This window comes from Paraburkholderia sp. J7 (assembly GCF_905220155.1).
In the GTDB taxonomy this organism is placed as follows: domain Bacteria; phylum Pseudomonadota; class Gammaproteobacteria; order Burkholderiales; family Burkholderiaceae; genus Paraburkholderia.
The window spans coordinates 47,090-69,039 of sequence record NZ_CAJMYZ010000001.1; the positions used below are offsets into that span (position 1 = coordinate 47,090).

At 65.4% G+C, this 21,950-nt stretch carries 17 protein-coding genes; 4 read left to right on the plus strand and 13 right to left on the minus strand.

From position 1 onward, the window contains the following. The first annotated feature begins 88 nt into the window (after positions 1 to 88). Positions 89 to 1,174: an AI-2E family transporter gene (locus U5A58_RS00200; RefSeq protein ID WP_158756884.1), complete on the plus strand. Its 1,086-nt coding sequence runs from the start codon at positions 89 to 91 to the stop codon at positions 1,172 to 1,174. 30 nt (positions 1,175 to 1,204) lie between these two features. Here the strand turns inward: U5A58_RS00200 and U5A58_RS00205 are convergent, their stop codons facing one another. From U5A58_RS00205 to U5A58_RS00265, 13 genes are all read right to left on the minus strand, one after another. Next, positions 1,205 to 1,909 (minus strand): response regulator transcription factor, encoded by a 705-nt coding sequence (locus U5A58_RS00205; RefSeq protein ID WP_321959871.1) that lies wholly within the window; start codon positions 1,907 to 1,909, stop codon positions 1,205 to 1,207. Between the two features lie 37 nt (positions 1,910 to 1,946). Next, entirely contained in the window at positions 1,947 to 3,947 is a 2,001-nt protein-coding gene (locus U5A58_RS00210; RefSeq protein WP_321959872.1) for a type IV pili methyl-accepting chemotaxis transducer N-terminal domain-containing protein, read from the minus strand. Positions 3,948 to 4,233: 286 nt separating this feature from the next. Further along, positions 4,234 to 4,917, minus strand: a complete 684-nt coding sequence (gene narI / locus U5A58_RS00215) for a respiratory nitrate reductase subunit gamma (protein WP_321959873.1) — start codon at positions 4,915 to 4,917, stop codon at positions 4,234 to 4,236. Next, a complete protein-coding gene (narJ, locus tag U5A58_RS00220; RefSeq protein ID WP_321959874.1) occupies positions 4,914 to 5,615 on the minus strand; it encodes a nitrate reductase molybdenum cofactor assembly chaperone in 702 nt (233 codons plus the stop codon). Before narJ ends, narI begins: the two co-directional genes overlap by 4 nt. A gap of 16 nt (positions 5,616 to 5,631) precedes the next feature. Further along, positions 5,632 to 7,185: a nitrate reductase subunit beta gene (narH, locus tag U5A58_RS00225; RefSeq protein ID WP_321959875.1), complete on the minus strand. Its 1,554-nt coding sequence runs from the start codon at positions 7,183 to 7,185 to the stop codon at positions 5,632 to 5,634. Continuing rightward, positions 7,182 to 10,916 carry a nitrate reductase subunit alpha gene (locus U5A58_RS00230; RefSeq protein ID WP_321959876.1) on the minus strand — a complete coding sequence of 1,245 codons (3,735 nt, stop codon included), beginning with the start codon at positions 10,914 to 10,916 and terminating at the stop codon, positions 7,182 to 7,184. The genes narH and U5A58_RS00230 overlap by 4 nt, the downstream gene beginning before the upstream one ends. Before the next feature lie 208 nt (positions 10,917 to 11,124). Further along, positions 11,125 to 12,519, minus strand: coding sequence for a NarK family nitrate/nitrite MFS transporter (locus U5A58_RS00235; RefSeq protein WP_321959877.1), 1,395 nt, complete (start codon positions 12,517 to 12,519; stop codon positions 11,125 to 11,127). A gap of 45 nt (positions 12,520 to 12,564) precedes the next feature. Next, positions 12,565 to 13,890, minus strand: coding sequence for a nitrate/nitrite transporter (locus U5A58_RS00240; protein ID WP_321959878.1), 1,326 nt, complete (start codon positions 13,888 to 13,890; stop codon positions 12,565 to 12,567). Between the two features lie 248 nt (positions 13,891 to 14,138). Further along, positions 14,139 to 15,008: a formyltetrahydrofolate deformylase gene (gene purU, locus U5A58_RS00245; RefSeq protein WP_321959879.1), complete on the minus strand. Its 870-nt coding sequence runs from the start codon at positions 15,006 to 15,008 to the stop codon at positions 14,139 to 14,141. A gap of 363 nt (positions 15,009 to 15,371) precedes the next feature. Beyond that, complete coding sequence (locus tag U5A58_RS00250; RefSeq protein ID WP_321959880.1) at positions 15,372 to 16,241, minus strand: NUDIX hydrolase; 870 nt, start codon at positions 16,239 to 16,241, stop codon at positions 15,372 to 15,374. Positions 16,242 to 16,259: 18 nt separating this feature from the next. Further along, the gene (locus U5A58_RS00255) at positions 16,260 to 16,874 is read right to left on the minus strand and encodes a LysE family translocator (protein WP_321934335.1); all 615 of its coding nucleotides are present in this window, start codon (positions 16,872 to 16,874) and stop codon (positions 16,260 to 16,262) included. A 32-nt stretch (positions 16,875 to 16,906) separates the two neighbouring features. Further along, the gene (locus U5A58_RS00260; RefSeq protein WP_321907697.1) at positions 16,907 to 17,473 is read right to left on the minus strand and encodes an adenine phosphoribosyltransferase; all 567 of its coding nucleotides are present in this window, start codon (positions 17,471 to 17,473) and stop codon (positions 16,907 to 16,909) included. Positions 17,474 to 17,584: 111 nt separating this feature from the next. Continuing rightward, complete coding sequence (locus tag U5A58_RS00265; protein ID WP_321959881.1) at positions 17,585 to 19,600, minus strand: cation:proton antiporter; 2,016 nt, start codon at positions 19,598 to 19,600, stop codon at positions 17,585 to 17,587. A 208-nt stretch (positions 19,601 to 19,808) separates the two neighbouring features. Between U5A58_RS00265 and kdsD the strand changes: the two genes are divergently transcribed. The 3 genes from kdsD to lptC are packed head-to-tail and all read left to right on the plus strand — an operon-like array spanning position 19,809 to position 21,945. Further along, complete coding sequence (gene kdsD / locus U5A58_RS00270; RefSeq protein ID WP_321907693.1) at positions 19,809 to 20,795, plus strand: arabinose 5-phosphate isomerase KdsD; 987 nt, start codon at positions 19,809 to 19,811, stop codon at positions 20,793 to 20,795. Then, entirely contained in the window at positions 20,795 to 21,349 is a 555-nt protein-coding gene (locus U5A58_RS00275) for an HAD family hydrolase (protein WP_321959882.1), read from the plus strand. Before kdsD ends, U5A58_RS00275 begins: the two co-directional genes overlap by 1 nt. Beyond that, positions 21,346 to 21,945 carry an LPS export ABC transporter periplasmic protein LptC gene (gene lptC / locus U5A58_RS00280; protein ID WP_321959883.1) on the plus strand — a complete coding sequence of 200 codons (600 nt, stop codon included), beginning with the start codon at positions 21,346 to 21,348 and terminating at the stop codon, positions 21,943 to 21,945. The genes U5A58_RS00275 and lptC overlap by 4 nt, the downstream gene beginning before the upstream one ends. The last annotated feature ends 5 nt before the right edge of the window (positions 21,946 to 21,950 follow it).

The window sequence follows — 21,950 nt, forward strand, 5'->3', positions numbered from 1 at the left end:
ACCGGAAATTTAGCAGTAGAAATAGCTGCAGCAACAACGGGTCGGGGGCGCGTGCGCCCCCGAAGTTTGGAGACGGAATACACCCAACATGGTCAAGCGCAACGAAGCGACAGAAGATAAACAGGTGCGCGACCTGCGGCCAAGGCCGGTCAGGCTCACGAGCGACATGAGCCTGCCGAAACTTTCGGCAGTGGAGATCGGCAGCTATGTGGCCGCGCTCGCCGGCATGCTGGCGGTGCTGCATCTGAACCTGCTCGGCGCGCTGCTAGCGGGCATGCTCGTCTTCCAGCTCGTGCATACCATTTCGCCGCTCATCGAGCGGCGCATGTCGAGCAGCCGCGCACGCTGGCTCTCGGTGGTGCTGGTCTCCATCGTGATCGTCGGCATCCTCACGGGACTCACCGTGGGCGTGATCGAGCAGTTCGAAAGCGACGTGCCGAGCGTGCAGAAGGTCATGGCGCAGATGATGACGTTCGTCGACCAGGCACGAGGGCGCATTCCCGAGTCCATCGCCGCTTATCTGCCCGTGGACGTCGCCCAGATGAAGCTCAAGGCCCTCGCGCTCATGCACGAGCACGCCACCCAGCTCGGCCAGGGCGGCAAGAATGCCGCGCGCATCTTCGGGCATATCGTGATCGGCATGATCATCGGCGCGATCATCGCCATTGGCGCGCAAAAGAACGCCACGCGGCTGCCGCTTTCCACGGCGTTCGTTACACGCGTGGCGCGTTTCGCCGACGCCTTCCGCCGCATCGTGTTCGCGCAGGTGAAGATTTCGGCCATCAACACGGTGTTCACCGGCCTTTTCCTCCTGCTCGCCCTGCCGGTGTTTCACGCGCCGCTGCCGCTCGCGAAGATGCTGGTCGTGGTGACCTTCGTGGTCGGCCTCCTGCCCGTAATCGGCAACCTGATCTCGAACACGCTGATCGTCGCCATCGCGCTCACCGTGAGCCTGCCCGCGGCGGTCACGGCGCTCGTGTTCCTCATCCTGATCCACAAGCTCGAGTACTTCCTGAATGCGCGCATCGTGGGCGGCCAGATCGAGGCGCGCACGTGGGAACTGCTCGTCGCGATGCTCGTGATGGAAGCCGCGTTCGGCATTCAGGGCGTGATTGCCGCGCCTATTTTTTACGCGTACATCAAGCGCGAACTCATCTATCTGCGGCTCGTCTGAGCCGCCTTGTCCCAAGCCCGCGCGCGGCCTTCAGCGCCCGCGCGGCTCGGCGGGCACGTCGGTCATGCCGTCGTGCTCGATTGCGTAGATCGCCACCTGCACGCGGCTCGCGAGACCCAGCTTGCGCAAAATGTTGCGCACGTGAATCTTCACCGTGCTCTCCGCCAGGTCGAGCGTGCGCGCAATCTCCTTGTTGCTCGCCCCGCGCGCCAGCTCGCGCACGATGTCGCGCTCGCGCGCCGTGAGTGTCTCCGCACTTGCGCGCGCGGCGCCGGATGAACCCTGTGCGCCAGTCGCGCCTGCCGATTGTGCGGGCTTGCGCATCTGCTCCACGAGCTTCGCCGTCATGTGCTCGGTAATGACCGGCTGGCCGCTCGCGGCCTTGCGGATCGCCGCCACCAGCGCGTCGGCATCGATGCTTTTGAGCAGGAAGCCGCGCGCGCCCGCGCGCATCGCCGCGGTAAGTTCGTCGGCTTCCTCGGAAACGGTGAGCATGACGACCGCCGTGTCCGGCAGGTCTTCCACGAGCAGTTGCAGCGTTTCGAGCCCCGAGAGGCCCGGCATGTTCAGGTCGAGCAGGACGACGTCGGGCAAGTGCTGCTTCGCGCGCTTGACGCCTTCCACGCCGTCCGACGCCTCGCCCACCACTTCCAGGTCCGGCTGGCGCTGCAGGAGCGCGCTCACGCCCGAGCGAAAGAGCGTGTGATCGTCGATGAGCAGGATACGTATGGTCATGAGGTTCGTTGTCGTGTCGCGATGTCTTCGGCCACCTTCACGCGGCCATGCGGCTCGCGGCGGGCAGGACCAGTTCGACGCGCGTGCCGCGCCCCGGCGCGCTGTCCAGCGCGAGCACGGCGGCAAGACGCCTCGCGCGCTCACGCATGATGTGAAAGCCCACGTGCGATTCGCCGCGCGAGGCGATTTCGGCGGGATCATAGCCCACACCGTCGTCCTCGATCGTGAGGCGGAAGTCGCGAGCGTTCACGACGCTCACCTGCACATGTAGCGCCTCTGAGTGCTTGCGCGCATTCGAGAGCGCCTCCTGTAGCACGAACAGCACCTGCAATTGCTGGTCGGGCGGCAGCGGCGGGCCGTCTTCGTCGCGATAGTCGAGCGTCAGTTCGGCGTCCGACTGGCGGCGAAAGCGCGCCACGGTGTCCTCCACCGCGAGGCGCAGCTTGCCTGGCGCGAGTTTCGTGCGGAAATTGAGCAGCAACTCGCGCACGTCGTCGTAGCTTTCTTCCACGCCGCCCGCAAGCAGCGGCACGATCTCGCGAATCTCGCCGAGGTCGCCCCGCTGCGCCGCGCCGTCGAGCAGATGCACCTGCATCTTCAGGAAGCTCAAGCCTTGCGCGATGCTGTCGTGCAGCCCCTGGGCGACGAGATTGCGTTCCTCGGATACGGCGAGCTGACGCCCGAGCGCCACGAGCCGCCGGTTCATGAGCGCGACGCCGAGGTGACGGCCGAGCGTCTGAAGCAACTGGACGCCCGATGGCGGAATCTCCCGCTCGCGCCGGAAGTGCAGCGAGAACGTGCCGAGCGTCTCGTTCTGCGCGACGATGGCCGACACCGCGACGCTCACGAAGCCCGCCTTCAGGCAACGCTGCGTGAAAGTGCCGCTCTCGCCGCTTTCATTGCTGGCCGCCCGCGCGCCAGGCTGCCCCATCAGGCCGAATACGACCGGTGCCTCGGCCGTTGCGCTGCCGCACGTGCAGTCCGCCGCCGGCATGCACTGCTCCGCGCGTGTAATCGATTCGGGCATGCCTTCTGAAACAAGCAGATGCAGATTGCCGTCGTCAGGCGAAACGACGCGCACCGTGCCGCCGTCGGCGTCGAATTCGCGCATCACGCGCGTGAGGAAATCGTGGCATACGCTTTCCGCCGCGCCCGGCGTGTTGAGGAACGCCGCCATCTCGTAGAGCGTGGCCAGTTCGCGGTTTTGCGCCGCCAGTTGCGCGGTCTTGGCGTCCACGCGCGCGGCAAGGTCCCGGTACAGCGCTTGCAGCTCCGCAACCATGCGGTTGAAGCCTTGCGCGAGATGCCCGAACTCGTCGTACGTTTCGACCGGCAACCGTGTGTCGAACTCGCGCGCCTCGATGCGCGCGAGCCCGTCCTGCAAGCGCTGCACGGGCGCCACGAACCACTGGTAGAGCAGATAAACGATCGCCAGCGTGCCCACGCAAGAAAGCGCCGCGAGCACGACTTGCGAAATGCGCAGCCACGCGGTTTTGCGCGCGTTCTCGCGCTCGATCAGGCTGACGAGCCGGTTCGCCTCGTCGACGAAGCCGGGCAGCAGACCGATGTACGTCGAGGGCTCGCCTCCGCTGGCCGCGAGCTCGCGCAGCGCAGCGGGCTTGAGCGCCTCGTCCCACGCTGTCGCGACGCGTTCGAACTGCGCGTGGATGCCCGCATCCGCGGGAAGAAAGAGCGGCCGCGCCGGATCGCCGTCGCGCAGTTCGCGCAGCGTCTCGTCGAGCTGACGCAACTGGGCGTCGACTTGCGCAGGCTTGCCCGTGCGGGCTTCCCACAGCGCGATCGCCACCGCGTTCGCGCGCATGCGCAGGCTGCCCGCGTCGTTGATCGCGGCGCCGCCGCCTTCGAGCTGCCAGGACAGCCAGAGCGTGCCGCTGATCATCGCGAGCACGAGCGCGAGCGCAACCGTGGAAAGCACGACGATGCGCGTCGAGAGCCGATTCGGGAACGGCGCGGCCTGCGGGCCGGAAAAGCTGGCAGACGAGACGGAAGCGGTGGCGGAATCGGAAGACGGTGTCATGGCCGGTACCGGGGATCGGCTGCGCCGAAACGGCGGTGCCTATACCCTGCATTATCTGACGGAGCGAGGCCGATCTTGCGCTAAGTCGCGGTCCAGGCGGGCAACTGCGACACTATGCATCAGATCGTCGGCCTTCCCGGGCGAGTCCCGGCCTGGCGAGATGCGCCGTCCCCGGGCCTGCCCGTATCGGGAAAAAAGCGGGGAATGCGAGTGTGGCTCGCTCCCCGCGAAGAACGACCGATCCCCACGGCCGTCCAGAGGCAATCGTCGGCCGCTAGCGTCGGCGCTAGCGGCTGCGCACGAGTTGCCACGCGCGCGAGAGATAGGTGATGGAGGCGAAGCCGCTCCACACGTGCACGAGCCGCGTGAACGGAAAGATCACGAACAGCGTCATGCCCATGAACAGGTGCAAGCGGAAGATGAGCGGCGAGCTGGCTATGTAGCTCGCGGCGTCGCCGCGGAACGTGACGATGTGCTGCGCCCAGGTCATGAGCCGCACCATCATCGCGCCGTCCATATGACTCGCCGATTCGCCGATGGTGGAGAGCCCGAGCAGCAGCGTGACGAGCAGCCACAACAGCAGGACCTTGTCGCCCACGCGAGTGACAGCCGAAACGCGCGCGTTCGAAAGCCGCCTGTGCAGCAGGATCGCGAGGCCCACCAGACACATCGAGCCCATCACGCCGCCCGCGACCATCGCCACGAGCTGCTTGACTGCATGCGGCACGCCGAGCCAGTCCCACACCGCAACGGGCGTGAGCAGACCGAACAGATGCCCGAAGAAGAGCCCGAGCACGCCGACGTGAAAGAGAATGTTGCCCAGGCGCAGATGCCCGCGATAGAGCATTTGCGAGCTGTCCGCCTTCCACGTGTACTGCTCGCGCTCGAAGCGCGCGAGGCTGCCGAACAGGAAGACGGCGGCGGCAATATATGGATAGATGCCGAACAAAAACTGATTGAACGTGTTCATGGCGATTCCTTTGCGCAGTCAGTCGAAGTGCTCGCGGTGGCCGCTGCATACTCCGCTCGCGGGTGGAAGTGAACGACCTGCGGCGAATGGCTCGCGCCGAACGCGTGCATGAGCGGCTCGACGCCGTCCGCGCCGGTGCCGAAGCGTTCGAGCGCCTCGTCCATGTCGCGCACGGGCGCGCCCACGAGCGGCAGCGGCTCGACATCGCTCAGCTCGCACAGCAGCGCGAAAACGCCCGCATAGGGGCTTGCGCTCGTTTCGAGCTGATTGCCGAGCGCCGCGAGCACGTGGATCGCCTCGCCTAGCAGCGCGCTCGCCTCGTCCTCGTCGATCAAGCCGAGCACTTCGAGAAAGAGCGGCACGTAGTCGGGCAGTTCGTTCGTCGCGACGTCCAGGCCATGGCTGCGGTATTCGTCGAGCAGATCGACCATCGCTTGGCCGCGCGCGCGGCTCTCGCCGTGCACGTGCTCGAACAGATGCAGCGAGTGGCGAGGATTGCGATCGAACGTGGCCACATACGTTTCCTGCGACTCGACGAGCGAGCGCTCACGCAGCGCCGCAATGAGCGGCGCGAGTTCGTGCATCGCGCCGCTGCCGTTCGGCACGGCTGCGAGTGCGGCCTCGATCTCGTCGAGCGCGTCGAGCAAGGGCTGTTCGGGATAATCGAGCAGCGCGGAGAGAACCGGATAAATCGACATGACGATGTCCTCCTGCTCAAGCTTGCGAAGGCGTCTTGCGACGCGACTTCGGCATATCGACGTACACCACGCTGCCTTCGACCTTCGAGCCGAACAGCGAACCCTCCGAAACGCCGCCCGAGCACCCATTGCCAAACGAGAAGCCGCAACTGCCCTTCTCGTTGAACGAGTCCTCGACCATTTCCTTGTGCGACGACGGCACGACGAAGCGGTCCTCGTAGTTCGCAATCGCCATGGTGCGGTACATGTCCTCGACCTGCGCGGGCGTGAGGCCCGTGCGCTCGAGGACCGCGTTGTCGTTCACGCCGTCCACGGTCTGTGTGCGCTTGTACGCACGCATCGCCAGCATGCGCTCGAGCGCTGAAATCACGGGCTTCTCGTCGCCGGCGGTGAGCAGGTTGGCGAGATAGCGCACGGGAATGCGCAGGCTCGCCACATCGGGAATCACGCCGTCCATGCCGATATGGCCCGCGTCCGCAGCAGACTGGATCGGCGAGAGCGGCGGCACGTACCAGACCATCGGCAGCGTGCGGTACTCCGGATGCAGCGGAAACGCGATCTTCCACTCGAGCGCCATGCGGTACACGGGCGAGCGCACAGCCGCGTCGAGCCAGCTTTGCGGCACGCCCTGGCGGCGCGCCTCGGCCTGGATGGCGGGATCGTGCGGATCGAGGAACACATCGAGCTGCGACTGGTACAGATCCTGTGGCGATTCGACCGATGCCGCATCGCTGATCCGGTCCGCGTCGTAGAGCATCACGCCCAGATAGCGGATGCGGCCCACGCACGTTTCCGAGCACACGGTGGGTTGCCCCGCCTCGATGCGCGGATAGCAAAAGATGCACTTCTCGGCCTTGCCGCTCTTCCAGTTGAAGTACATCTTCTTGTACGGGCAACCCGAAATGCACATGCGCCAGCCGCGGCACTTGTCCTGATCGACGAGCACGATGCCATCGTCTTCGCGCTTGTACACCGATCCCGAGGGGCACGACGCCACGCACGCAGGGTTCAGGCAGTGCTCGCACAAGCGCGGCAGATACATCATGAAGGTATTCTCGAAGCTCGAGTACATCTCCTTCTGCACGTTCTCGAACAGCTTGTCGCGGCTGCGCGACGAGAATTCGCCACCCAGGTCGTCTTCCCAGTTAGGACCCCAATGGATCTTGTCCATCTTCTTGCCGGTGATGACCGACACGGGGCGTGCGGTGGGCGGCGTTTGCGAGAGACGCGCCTTCTGCAGATGTTCGTAGTCGTACGTGAACGGCTCGTAATAGTCGTCGATGCCGGGCAGGTTCGGGTTCGCGAACAGGTTCGCCAGCACCTTGAGCTTCGGGCCCTGGCGCGGCTCGATCTTGCCGCTCGCGTGGCGCACCCAGCCGCCGTTCCACTTCTCCTGGTTCTCCCATTCCTTCGGATAGCCGATGCCGGGCTTCGTTTCGACGTTGTTGAACCACGCGTACTCGACGCCGTCGCGTGAGGTCCACACGTTCTTGCACGTCACAGAGCACGTATGGCAGCCGATGCACTTGTCGAGGTTCAGGACCATCGCCACCTGGGCGCGGATTTTCATGATGCTGCTCCTTCCTTCATCGGGCCTTCCAGCCACTCGACCTTCTTCATCTTGCGCACGATCACGTACTCGTCGCGATTGCTGCCAACGGTGCCGTAGTAGTTGAAGCCGTACGCAAGCTGCGCGTAGCCGCCGATCATGTGCGTGGGCTTGAGCACCGTACGCGTGACCGAGTTGTGAATGCCGCCGCGCATGCCGCTCGTTTCCGCGCCCGGGACGTTGATGATCTTTTCCTGCGCGTGATACATGAGGCACATGCCGCGCGGCACGCGCTGGCTCACCACGACGCGCGCAGTGAGCGTGCCGTTCACGTTGAACACTTCGACCCAGTCGTTGTCGACGAGACCCGCCTCCTTCGCCTCGGCCTCCGAGACCCACACGTGCGGCCCGCCGCGCGAAAGCGTGAGCATGCGCAGGTTGTCCGAGTACGTCGAGTGGATACCCCACTTCTGGTGCGGCGTGATCCAGTTCAGCACGAGTTCGTGCTCGCCGTTGGGTTTCGTGCCGAGCATCGGCGAGGTCGTCTTCGTGTCGATGGCGGGCTTGTAGTTGCACAGGCCCTCGCCGAAGTCGAGCATCCAGCGGTGATCCTGATAGAACTGCTGACGGCCCGTGAGCGTGCGCCACGGAATCAGCTCGTGCACGTTCGTATAGCCGGCGTTGTAGCTCACCTCTTCCGACTCGAGCCCCGACCACGTCGGCGCGGAAATGATCTTGCGCGGCTGCGCCTGCACGTCGCGAAAACGAATCTTGTCGTGCTCGCGGCCTTCGGCCAGATGCGTGTGATCGCGGCCCGTGATCTTCGAGAGCGCGTCCCACGCCTTCACCGCCACATGGCCGTTGGTTTCGGGCGCGAAGGTGAGGATCATCTCGGCAGCGTCGATGGCCGTTTCCAGACGCGGGCGTCCCTCGGCCGCGCCACTGTTGTGCTGAATGCCCGTGAGCTGCGCGAACTCGCCTACCTCGTGCACCGTATTCCAGTTGATGCCCTTGCCGCCGTTACCGAGCTTTTCGAGCAGCGGCCCGACCGAGGTGAACTTGTTGTAGATCTCGCGATAGTCGCGCTCCACGAGCGTCATCGAAGGCGCGGTCTTGCCCGGGATCAGATCGCATTCGCCAAGACGCCAGTCCTTCGGCTCGAACGCCTGGCCAAGCTCGCCCGGCGTGTCGTGCATGAGCGGCGTGCACACGAGGTCCGTGCGCTTGCCCAGATGTTCGCCGCCGATCTCCGAAAACTTCTTCGCGATGGCCTTGTAGATTTCCCAGTCGGTCTTGCTCTCCCACAGCGGCTGCACCGCCTCCGAAAGCGGATGGATGAACGGGTGCATGTCCGACGTGTTGAGATCGTCCTTCTCGTACCACGTAGCCGAGGGCAGCACGATATCGCCGTAGAGGCACGTCGTGCTCATGCGGAAGTCGAGCACGGTGAGCAGGTCGAGTTTGCCTTCGGCCGCTTCGCGCACGTTCACTTCGGCAGGCTTGATCGCGTCGGCCTCGTCGCCGAACAGCGCGTTCTGCGTGCCGAGCAGGTACTTGAGAAAGTACTCGTGGCCCTTGCCCGAACTGCCCATGATGTTCGAGCGCCAGACGAACATGTTGCGCGGGAAGTTCGCGGGATTGTCGGGATCGTCGCAGGCGAAGTTCAACGCGCCGGACTTCAACTGGTCCACCGTGTACTGCACCGGCGGCACGCCCGCGCGCTGCGCGGCGTCCACCACGTCGAGCGGATTCGCGCCCAGTTGCGGGGCCGAGGGCAGCCACCCCATGCGCTCGGACTTCGCGTTGAGGTCGAGCATCGAGAGATTCTTGTAGCGCGCGCGGTCGGCGCCCGGGCCGAGGATCTCGTCGACGCTCACCTTCTCGTGACGCCATTGGCTCGTGTGGTTGTAGAAGAACGAGGTGCCGTTCATCTGGCGCGGCGGGCGCGACCAGTCGAGCGCGAACGCAAGCGGCGCCCAGCCGAATTGCGGACGCAGCTTTTCCTGGCCCACGTAATGCGCCCAGCCGCCGCCGCTCTGGCCGATACAGCCGCACATCATCAGCAGGTTGATGATGCCGCGGTAGATCATGTCGTTGTGATACCAGTGATTGAGCGCCGCGCCCACGATCACCATGCTCTTGCCGCGCGTGCGGTCGGCGTTGTCGGCGAACTCGCGCGCCACCTGGATCACGAGCGTGCGCGGCACCGTGGTGTGCTTCTCCTGCCACGCGGGCGTGCAAGGCACGTCGTCGTCATAGGAGGACGCGACGTTCGGGCCGCCCAGCCCCTGATCGACGCCGTAGTTGGCCATCTGCAGGTCGTAGACGGTGGCCACGAGCACGCTCGTGCCGTCGGCGAGTGTCACGCGCTTCACGGGCACGCGCCGCGCGAGCAACGCGGCGCCTTGGTTCTCCTCACCGCCGAAGTACGGGAAACCTACCTCGACCACTTCGTCATGCTGATCGATGAGCGAGAGGCGCGGATCGATCTCGCGGCCGCTGCCGCCGTCCTTCATTTCGAGGTTCCAGCGGCCCACCTTCTTGCCGCCATCGTGCTCGCCTTCGCCCCAGCGAAATCCGATCGAGCCATTCGGCGCGACGATGTCGCCCGTCGCCGCATCGATGGCAAGCGTCTTCCATTGCGGGTTGTTTGCCTCGTCGAGATTCGCGGCAAGTTGCGACGCCCGCAGAAACTGGTCCGGCACGAGCGCGCCGTCGCGCTGGCTAAGCGTGACGAGCATCGGCATGTCGGTGTACTGCTTCACGTACTCGCGGAAGTACGCGGACTTGCCCGTGGCGTGAAACTCCTTGAGCACCACATGGCCCATCGCGAGCGCCAGCGCCGCGTCGGTGCCCTGCTTCGGCGCGAGCCAGATGTCGCCGAACTTCACCATCTCGCCGAAGTCGGACGACACCGCCACCGTCTTCGTGCCCTTGTAGCGGACCTCAGTGTAGAAGTGCGCGTCGGGCGTGCGCGTTTGCGGCACGTTCGAACCCCACACCATGAGATACGTGGAGTTGTACCAGTCGGCCGATTCCGGCACGTCGGTCTGCTCGCCCCACACCTGCGGCGAGGAAGGCGGCAAGTCGCAATACCAGTCGTAGAACGAGAGGCACGCCCCGCCGATCAGGCTCAGGTAACGCGCACCCGCTGCGTACGAGACCATCGACATGGCCGGAATGGGCGAGAAGCCCACCACGCGATCGGGACCGTACTTGCCGATGGTGTACGCGTTGGCCGCCGCGATCATCTCGGTGGCCGTGTCCCAGCCCGCACGCACGAAACCGCCCTGGCCGCGCGCACGCTTGTAGTGCGCGGCCTTCTGCGGGTCCTCGACGATCGAGGCCCACGCCTGAACCGGCCCGAGCGTCTTGCGCGCCTCGCGCCACATCTCGATCAGGCGGCCGCGAATCATCGGGTACTTCACGCGCTGCGCCGAGTACACGTACCAGCTATACGATGCGCCACGCGGGCAGCCGCGCGGCTCGTGGTTGGGCAAGTCCGCGCGCGTGCGCGGATAGTCGGTCTGCTGCGTTTCCCACGTGATCAGGCCGTTCTTCACGTAGACCTTCCACGAGCATGAGCCCGTGCAGTTCACGCCGTGGGTCGAGCGCACGATCTTGTCGTGCTGCCAGCGGCTGCGATAGCCGTCTTCCCATTTGCGGTCCTCGTTCACCACCGCGCCGTGGCCCTTCGAAAACGTCGACTTCACGCGCGACATGAACTTCAACCGGTCCAGAAAATAACTCATCAGGTCCTCCGGGACTGCTGCTGGAATCGATCGCGCCTGTCGCCGTCCGCGTGCGTCGCACGCGTGGCGCCTCGCGCTCGTATCGTTTCCGAGTATGGCGAGCAGGCGCTTGCCTGCCCATTCATCAAGGGGAGTGTTCGCGCAGCGCTTTGGGATGAGTCCCCCTGCGCCGCGCTACTTCCAAAGGACTAGTCCGAACCCGTCCGGGTCAGCAAGGCATGGACGCGTTGCGGCGTGCGTAGAACAGCCACGTCACCGCCGCGCACACCACATAGAAGCCGATGAAACACACGAGCGCGCCAACGGGTGAGCCCGTCATGTCGAGCGAGGTGCCGAAGCTCTTCGGAATGAAGAAGCCGCCGTATGCGCCCATCGCACCCGCGAAGCCGAGCACCGCCGCCGACTCCTTGCCCGCTTCGGCGAGCGCGCCGTGCTGCGCCGCATCGCCCTTGCCCTTCGCGGCGCGTTGATGCTGCGTCAGGAAGATCACGGGGATCATGCGAAAGGTCGAGCCGTTGCCAATGCCGGTGAGCGCAAACAGCACGACGAACATCGCTAGAAAGCCCCAGAAGCTGCCCTGTGCGCCGCCCAGCGCGCCGCCCGGCAGGAACACGATCACGCCCACGACCGCGACGATCATCGCGAGGAAGCTCCAGAGCGTGACGCGCGCGCCGCCGAGCTTGTCCGAGATCCAGCCGCCGACGGGGCGCGTGAGCGCGCCGGCGAGCGGCCCGAGGAACGCCCATGCAGTCGGATTGATGGCGGGGAACTCCGCCTTGGTGAGCAACGCGAGGCCCGCTGAGAAGCCGATGAACGAGCCGAACGTGCCCACATACAGGAAGCACATGATCCAGTTGTGCGCGCGGCGGAAGATCACGGCCTGCTCGCTGAACGAGGCCTTCGCATCGGCGATGTCGTTCATGCCGAACCATGCCGCGATCGAGGAGACGACGATGAGCGGAATCCACACGAAGCCCGCGTTCTGCAACCAGATGCTGTGCTCGACGCCATCCTTCATCCAGGTCTGGCCGCCGCCGAGCAGGCCCGCGAACACGGCCGTCGAGATCACGATCGGCGTGACGAACTGCACGAGGGAGACACCCAGGTTGCCGATACCGGCATTGAGCCCGGTGGCGAAGCCTTTGCGCGCCTTCGGGAAGAAGAAGCTGATATTCGCCATCGACGAGCTGAAGTTCGCGCCGCCAAAACCGCACAGCAGGGCGAGCACGAGCAGCGTCGAATACGAGGTGGACGGATCGCGCAGCGCGAAGCCCATGCCGACGGCCGGTATCAGAAGGCTGGCCGTCGAGATCGCCGTGAAGCGGCGGCCGCCGAAAATCGGCACGAGAAACGAATAGAAGATGCGCAGCGTGGCCCCCGAGAGCGCGGGCAGCGCCGTGAGCCAGAAGAGTTCGTTCTTCGTGAAGTGAAAGCCGCCCTTGTCGAGATTGACGACCGTGACGCTCCACAGCGACCACACCACGAACGCCAGCATCAGCGCCGGAATCGAAATCCAGAGGTTACGGGTGGCGATCTGCTCGCCGGAAGCCTGCCAGAACCGGGTGTTCTCGGGTTCCCATTGGGTCAGGAGATATTTGGACATGATTGTGCTCGTACAGTAGGCGCCGCACGCGCGGCGCAAGTGGAATCATTCGGAGTACGTGGTTTCCTTGAGCGCAGGCGTTGCGGCCTGAACCTTGCGCGCGAGCTTCGCGCTGCCATGCGCAAGCGCTTCGGGGCGAAACGAGAAGTGCATGAATAACAGGCTCACCACGGTCGCGCCGAACATCAGCATGAAGCAGGTGGTGCGCACGCCCGTCAGGTCGACGAGCAGGCCGAACAGGATCGGCAGCACGAACCCCGCGAGACCGCCCGCCAGCCCCACGACGCCGGACACGGCGCCGATGTTCTCGGAGTACTCGTCGCCGATGAACTTGAAGACCGAGGCCTTGCCCACCGCCATCGCAATGCCGACGACGAACATCAGCACCGTGTAGAACACCGGGCCCGTGCTGATATGCAGACCGATCGGGCCATGCGCGCCGTGGATCGTGAAATCGGTCGGCGGGTAGCTGAGCAAAAAGAAGCACGCGAGCGCGACCCACATCACGGCCCACGTCGTGCGATAGGCGCCGTAGCGGTCGGAGAGCCAGCCGCCGAGCGCGCGCAGCACGCCGCCCGGCAGCGAGAAACAGGCGGCAAGAAACGCGGCCTGCTCGATGCCGAAGCCATACTGGTTCACGTAGTACTGCGGCATCCACAGCGACAGGCCGACATAGCCGCCGAACACCACCGAGTAGTACTGCGCGTAGCGCATCACGCGCGCATCGGCGAGCACGCGCAACTGGCTCGCCACGGTGGCCGTGCCGGACACGCGATGCGCCGGGTTGCTCGCGGAGAACATCCAGAACAGCAGCGCGGTCACGAGCATCGCGACGGCATACACCTTCGGCACGATGGTCCACGTGCCGGCCGCGACGATCAGCACCGGCGCCACGAACTTGTTTAGCGCGGCGCCCGAGTTGCCCGCACCGAAAATGCCCATAGCAAGACCCTGGCGCGACTTCGGGAACCAGCGTGCGACATAAGGCGTGCCGACCGAGAACGACGCGCCGGCGAACCCCACGAACAGGCCGAGCACGAGGAATTGCCACAACTGCGTCGCGTACGAGACGAGCCAGATCGGCACGATCGTCGCGAGCATGGTGATGAAGAAGACCATGCGCCCGCCCACGCGATCGGTCCAGATGCCAAGCGGCACGCGGGCAAGCGAGCCGGTGAGCACGGGCATCGCGGCAATCAGGCCGAATTCGGTGTCGGTAAGGTGAAGCTGCTTCTTGAGCGGGATGCCGAGGATCGCGAACATCATCCAGACGGCAAAACAGATCGTGAAAGCGAACGTGCTTGAACCGAGCACGCGCCAGGCGCGGCTATCGGCGACGGGTTCCGCCTGCGGAGATGGGGCGGCTTTCATGTTTTTCCCTCTTGTCGTTTCGTTGACGTGACAAGCGTAGGAAAGACAAAAGGCGCGGCCTATTCTCCGCAGGGAGTGCGCGACGATGCGCCGCTAGATCTTAAGGAGTAGTACCGGGGGGAATAAGTTGGCGCGGAAGAAAAATCGCATGCGTGCGAATGCGCCGGTGAGCAACAAGAATAATTCGAAAAGCCGTAGCGCGTCATAAAACACGCTACGGCATGATGTCGCGCTTAATTGGCGAAAGATCAGCGGAACACGACCGTCTTGTGCCCGTTGAGCACGATGCGATGCTCGACGTGCCACTTCACCGCGCGTGCGAGCGTCACGCACTCCACGTCGCGGCCAATCGCGGTGAGCTGGTCCGGCGTCATGTTGTGGTCCACGCGCTCCACTTCCTGCTCGATGATCGGGCCTTCGTCGAGATCGGACGTCACATAGTGCGCCGTCGCGCCGATGAGCTTCACGCCGCGGTCGAACGCCTGGTAGTACGGCTTCGCGCCCTTGAAGCTCGGCAGGAACGAATGGTGGATGTTGATCGCGCGACCTTCGAGCGCCCGGCAAAGCTGCGGCGAGAGGATCTGCATGTAACGCGCGAGCACGACGAGATCGGCACCTTCGCGGTTCACCACTTCGAGCACGCGCGCTTCCTGCGCGGCCTTGTCGGCTTCCGTACCGCCGAGCAGCGGGAAATGATGGAACGGAATGTTGTAGCTCGCGGCGAGCTGGTAGAAGTCCTTGTGATTCGAAATGATCGCCGGAATTTCGATAGGCAGCTGGCCGGTGCGATAGCGGAACAGCAGGTCGTTCAGGCAATGGCCGATCTTCGAGACCATGATGACGACGCGCGGCTTCACGTTCGCGTCATGCAGTTCCCAACGCATGCCGAACTCTTGCGCGAGCGGCTCGAACGCGCTGCGCAGGCCGTCGAGGCCCGGGTCGCCGCCCACCTGCTGGAAGTGCACGCGCATGAAGAACTCGCCCGTGTGGCTGTCGCCGAACTGGGCCGAGTCGAGAATATTGCTGCCGCGATCGAACAAAAAGCCCGACACGGCATGCACGATGCCCGGCCGGTCGGCGCACGACAGTTTGAGAATGAAGCTGTGATCGGTCGACATGACCTTGGTAACTCCCGTCAATACTTTGGTGTTTCTAAAAGGGCTTTGGGCTTTGCTCCGGGGCCTGTTCCCGCTAAAAACAGGCTTGCGAACGTGCCTTGCCGGTCGCAGTGCAAGGAGCAAGGAGCGCCGTTTGGCCGAGCCAAACAAGCGACGCGCGACGCCGCAATGCGGCCGGCAAGGTACGTTCCCCAAACCAAACAATTTCATTCCAGGGGCTGGCCGCCAGAAGGGCCGCTCGCTGCGTCACGCTCCTCACGAATACGTCGAGTATTCGCTTCGTCGCAGTCCTTGCGCTCGGCCCTTCTGGCGGCCAGCGCAAGCCTGTTTTTAGCGGGAACAGGCCCCTTAACCGGCGCCCTTTCACAGCGTCGGCGGTTCGAAGATCGCGGCTATGCCCTCGCACGCGTCTTCGTCTATCCATTGGCGGCGCAGCAGGCAGTCGAGCGTTGCGAGGCTCGCGTCCACCGTCATCGCACCTTCTTCGATCCAGCGCGCGGCTTCGTCGATACGCGCGAGGCGATGCTCGCCCACTTCGCCGTCCTGGTTGTGCGGCACGAAGTCGGCCGGAAGCACGAGATCGTAGATGAAGATCTGCTCGGCCTGCGTGCCTTCCGGCAGCGACTGCAGCACGTGCACGGTGCGTCCCGCGCGCGCCTCGCGCGCGAGGTCCTCGGCGATGCCCGCTTCTTCCCAGCATTCCTTCACGAGCGTGGCCTCGATGCCGAAGCCCCAGCCGATGCCGCCCGCCACGACGTTATCGAGCATGCTGGGGTCGGTGGCCTTGGTGTCGCTGCGCCGCGCGATCCACAATTGCGGCGCGCCGGGCGACACGGCATCTGCGTATTCTACGATGCCGTTCAGATGCACCGCGTACGTCATCGTGCCGAAAAAGCGCGAGGCCGCGCGTTCGATAAAGGCGAGCGGCGGCGCGTCGAAGGCGTTGCGGATCGCGTAGGTTTCGTTGCGCCAGCCCGGAATGTGCCCTTGCCCCGCGAGTGCGCCGATCACCGAGGCAAGCGCTGCGCTGCGTGCATCGACGCTATCGAAGTGCGGGGCGAGCGTCACGCGCGCGCTGCCCGCATCGCCGTCGATCTCGAACACGTCGGGCCAGCGCGCAAGCAGCGCCACGTCGTTCTGGCGTATCCAGCCCACGCGCTCGTCGCCGATATGAAACGGCAGATGCGCGCCGGCGTCGAAACGCCGCGCGTCGAGAATGCAAGGCAAGGTCATCGATCAGGACTCCGTAGATCAGTCGCGCAGGGCGATGCGAATGCCGATGGCGATGAAGGTGAGGCCAGCGAGGCGATCGAGCCACACGCCCGCACGCGGGCGGCGCTTGAGCCAGCCGCCGATCGTGCCCGCGCACAGCCCGAAGAGCGAGAACACCACGACCGTCTGCGCCATGAACACGAGGCCGAGTTCGAGCATCTGCAGCGTGACGCTTTGCGCGCCATGCGAGTCGACGAACTGCGGCAGAAACACGACGAAGAACAGCGTCACCTTCGGATTCATCATGTTGCCGATCACGCTCTGGCGAAAGATCGCGGCAAGCGGCTGGCGCGGCCGGTCGCCGGCGGCGGCGAGGCCCTGGCTGCGCAGCGCCTTCACGCCGATCCACACGAGATAGGCGGCGCCCGCGAGCTTGAGGATCTGGAATGCGAGCGGCGACGAGCGCAGCACGGCGGCCACGCCGAGTGCGGCGAGCGTAATGTGGAACGTCACACCCGTGGCGAAGCCGAGCGCGGCCACGAGACCGGCGGCGCGGCCCTGCGAAATGCCGCGCGCGAGCACCTGAAGGTTGTCGGGGCCCGGCGCGAAGGTAATGGCGATGGACGTGGCGAGAAAGAGCGCGAAATTCGGCATGAGATCGACTCGTGGCGTGATGCGTTCGGGTTTCAGTGGCCGCCGAAGGCGGTCACGGTGAAGAGCGACAGGCCGGCATCGGTGAGCAGCTTCGAGCCGCCCAGATCCGGCAGGTCGATGATCGCGGCGCCCTCCACCACGCTCGCGCCGAGGCGTTCGAGTAGCAGCTTGCCGGCCATCATGGTGCCGCCGGTGGCGATCAGGTCGTCGACGATCACGACGCGGTCGTCCTTGCCGCAGGCGTCCTCGTGAATTTCGACCGTCGCTTCGCCGTATTCGAGCTGGTAGGTTTCGGAGACGGTCTTGTACGGCAGCTTGCCGATCTTGCGGATCGGAATGAAACCGACGTTCAGCTCGTAAGCGACGATCGGCCCGATGATGAAGCCGCGCGCATCGAGCCCCGCCACGTAGTCGAGCTTCGCGTCGACATAGCGCTCGACGAACAGGTCGATCAGCACGCGCAGGCCCTTCGGATGGCCGATGAGCGGCGTGATGTCGCGGAACTGCACTCCCGGCTGAGGCCAGTCGGGCACCGTGCGGATGAGGCTCTTCACGAACTGGGCGGCTTCGGCGCTCGGGTTCGCAGGTGCGTTGGACATGATTTCTCCGGGTAATGACTAGTAAAGAAGAACGGCAGGATGGTTTAAACGGGGCAGGACCCCGAAAGCGCGATGTCGAGACGGGCCGGCGATCGCGGCAACGGCGGCGTATCAGGCCGCCGCCGCGCCCGCACCGGCCGCGCCCGGCTTGCGATGGCGCGAAAGCCGCTCCTCGGCCAGCGCGAGCTGCTCGGGCAAACCGCGCAGCACGACGATGTCGGCCTCGCGCAACCTGGTCGAGGGGTCCGGCTCCACGCCGCGAATGCCGTGGCGGCGGATCGCCGTCACCTCGACGCCGAGTTCGTACAGGCCCAGTTCCGCGAGCGTACGGCCCACGGCGTCGGCGCGCTCGTCGACCGGTACGGATTGTAGCCGCACCTGCTCGTGACCGTCCTCGCCCACATCGTCGGTGCCGTGGAAGTAGCCGCGCAGGAGGCTGTAGCGCTCGTCGCGCAGCTCCTCCACGCGGCGCACCACGCGCCGCATCGGCACACCCATCAGCACCAGCATGTGCGAGGCGAGCATAAGGCTCCCCTCCACGATCTCCGGAATCACCTCGGTCGCGCCCGCGGCGAGCAGGCGTTCGAGATCGGCGTCGTCCACCGTGCGCACAATCACGGGCAAGGTGGGCTCCAGTTCGTGGATGTGATGGAGCACGCGAAACGCCGATTGCGTGTTCGCATACGTGATCGCCACGGCTGCCGCACGATGGATGCCCGCCGCGACGAGCGACTCGCGGCGCGCCGCGTCGCCGAACACCACCGACTCGCCCGCCGCCGCGGCAGCCGCCACGCGGTCCGGGTCGAGGTCCAGCGCCACGTACGAGAGGCCTTCGTATTCGAGCATGCGCGCGAGGTTCTGCCCCGCGCGGCCATAGCCGCACACGATCACGTGGCCGCTTTGCTTGATGCTTTGCGTGGCGATGCGCGTCATCATCAGAGACTGCTGCATCCATTCCGTCGAGGAGAGGCGCAGCACGATGCGGTCCGCGTTCTGGATCAGGAACGGCGCGGCGAGCATCGACAGCAGCATGGCCGCGAGGATCGCCTGGAGCAGCGTGGCATCGACGAGATGCTTGTCGAGGATGAGGTTCAGCAGCACGAAGCCGAACTCGCCGGCCTGCGCGAGGCCGAGGCCCGTGCGCATGGCCACGCCCGGCGAAGCGCCGAAAATCCGCGTGAGAGCGGTGATGAGCACGGCCTTGAGCACGAGCGGCCCAAGGAAGAATGCCGCCACCATGATGGGGTGCTGCCAGATCACGTGCGGGTTGAGCAGCATGCCCGTGGTCACGAAGAAGAGGCCGAGCAGCACGTCGCGAAACGGCTTGATGTCCTCTTCCACCTGGTGCTTGTACGGCGTTTCGGCGATCAGCATGCCCGCGATGAAGGCGCCGAGTGCGAGCGAGAGGCCGAACTTGTCGGTGATGAACGCCGCACCCAGCGTGACCAGCAGCACGTTGAGCACGAACAGCTCCTGCGAGCGGCGCCGCGCAACGACGTTGAACCAGCGCGTCATGAACTTCTGCCCGACGATGAGCAGAATGCCGAGCGCGAGCACGATCTTCACGGCGGCGGTGCCAAGCGATTCGACGAGCGAAGCCGACGAGCCGCCGAACGCCGCGATCACGATGAGCAGCGGCACCACGGCCAGATCCTGGAACAGCAGCACGCCCAGAATGTTGCGGCCGTGTTCCGATTCGATTTCGAGCCGCTCGGAAAGCATCTTGCTGACAATGGCCGTGGACGACATGGCGAGCGCGCCACCCAGCGCCACGCACGCCTGCCACGTGATATGGACCCACGGCTCCAGCACGAGCCCGAGCAACAGCGCCACCACGATCGTGCCGAGCACCTGCGAGAGCCCGAGGCCGAACACGGCGTGGCGCATGGCACGCAGCTTCGAGAGCGAGAACTCGAGGCCGATGGAGAACATCAGGAACACGACGCCGAACTCGGCCAGGTTCTGCGCGCCGTGCGTGTCCGGCACGATGCCGAGCGAGCGCGGGCCCACGAGAATGCCGACCGTGAGGTAGCCGAGCATCGGCGGCAGATTCAGGTAACGAAAGAGCACGACGCCAACCACCGAGGCGAGCAGCAGGAACAGCGTCATTTCCAGCGGGGAGATCATCGTGTGAAGCGTCCTCGTTCGTCGGCCGCGGTCTGCGTGAGCGGCAATGCAAATTCTGCCCGGCGCCGGGTCAATGATCGACGCAAAGGCGGCTACATGGGAAGGTCTCAGAGAAACTGCTTGCTGGACAAGCCAGGCGGCTCGCGCACGGGGTTTGGGCGCTGGGGGCGCTGGCGCGGCGCGCAGACGCCTTTGCTATACTCCGCGGATGATAGCGAAAATCAATGGCGATCGGGCACTGAAGCTCGCTCGCGACGTGCTCGACATCGAAGCGGACGCCGTGCGCGGGCTTCGCGACCGGCTCGACGACAACTTTGTCGGCGCGGTCGACCTCATCCTCAGCTGCCGCGGACGCGTGGTCGTTTCCGGCATCGGCAAATCGGGTCACATTGCCCGCAAGCTCGCGGCCACGCTGGCCTCCACGGGCACTCCGGCGTTCTTCGTGCATCCGGCGGAAGCGAGCCACGGCGACCTCGGCATGGTCACCGCGGACGACGTCTTCATCGGCCTGTCGAACTCCGGCGAGTCCGAAGAACTCGTGGCGATCCTGCCGCTCGTCAAGCGCATCGGCGCGAAGCTCATCGGCATGACGGGCAACCGCCCGCAGTCGACGCTCGGCCAGCTCTCCGACGTGCATCTGGACGCCGGCGTGGAGAAGGAAGCCTGCCCGCTGAACCTCGCGCCCACGGCCAGCACGACGGCGGCGCTCGCGCTCTCGGACGCGCTTGCGGTGGCGGTGCTCGACGCGCGCGGCTTCGGCGCCGACGACTTCGCGCGCTCGCATCCGGGCGGCGCGCTCGGCCGGCGCCTCCTGACCTACGTGCGCGACGTGATGCGCACCGGCGACGAAATCCCCAAGGTGGGCGACGACGTGACCGTACGCGACGCCCTCTTCCAGCTCACGGCCAAGCGCATGGGCATGACGGCGGTCGTCAACGCCGACGGCCACGTAGCCGGCATTTTCACCGACGGCGACCTGCGCCGCGTGCTCGAACGCGTGGGCGATTTCCGCGACCTGCCGATCGCGCAGGTCATGACGAAAGGCCCGCGCACCATCGGCCCGGATCAACTTGCCGTCGAAGCCGTGGAACTGATGGAGCGCCATCGCATCAATCAGATGCTGGTCGTCGATGCCGAGGGCACGCTGATCGGCGCGCTCAACATGCACGACCTGTTTTCCAAGAAGGTGATCTGATGGCTACCCCACTCGACGCAACCGCGCGCGCCGCGCGTGTGCGCCTCATGATTTTCGACATCGACGGCGTACTGACCGACGGCGGCCTGCTCTTCACCGGCGCCGGCGACACGATGAAGGCGTTCAACTCGCTCGACGGCCACGGCGCGAAGCTCCTGCGCGAAGCCGGCATCGACACGGCCATTATCACCGGGCGCCGCTCGGAAATCGTCGCCGTGCGCGCGAAGGAGCTGAAGATCACGCACCTGTGGCAAGGCGTGGAAGACAAGCGCGTGGCGTTTGCCGAACTGCTCTCGCAAACGGGCATTGCGCCCGAGGCGTGCGGCTACATGGGCGATGACTGGCCCGACCTCGGTGTGATGCTCCAGTGCGGCTTCGCCGCCGCCCCCGCCAACGCCCACCCGGACGTGCTGTCGCGCGCCCACTGGGTGTCCGACAAAGTAGGCGGCCACGGCGCCGTGCGCGAAGTCACCGACCTGATCCTGCGCGCGCAGAACCGTTACGACGCCCTGCTCGCCGAGGCCTGCGCGCCGCTGGCCGGGATGCCGCGATGAACCAGAAGTTCCGCCTCACCTCGCTCGTGCCGCTCGTGTGCGTCGCCGCGCTCGCCGGTTTCACATGGTGGCTGCTGCAGGCCGTCCAGCCGCGCGAAAAAGAGGCGGCGCCGCGTGCGCTCACGCATACGCCCGACTATTTCGCCGACAACTTCTCGGTGTCCGAACTCGACCAGTCGGGCTCCACGCAGTACCGGCTCACGGCCACGCACATGGTTCACTACGAGGACGACGAGAACAGCGACCTCACGAACCCGGCCGTGCGCGCATTCCAGCCCGGCAAGCCGATCGTCACGGCCACCGCGCTGCGCGGCACGGTCAACGCCGACGCCTCGATCGTCAATCTGTACGACGACGCGCGCATTCTGCGCGCGGCGGGCGCGGGCGACCCGGAAATGCGGGCTGATTCCGAGCATTTCAAAGTGCTCGTGAACGACGATGTGATCCTGACCGAAAAGCCGGTTAAACTTCGACGCGGCCAGTCGGTCATGACGGCCACCAGCGGCATGAACTACAACAATGTCACCCGGGTCATCCAGCTCTTCGGCAACGTCCGTGGAGCCATCGCCCCGGCTGACTCCGGCGGCTCGTCCTGAACGCC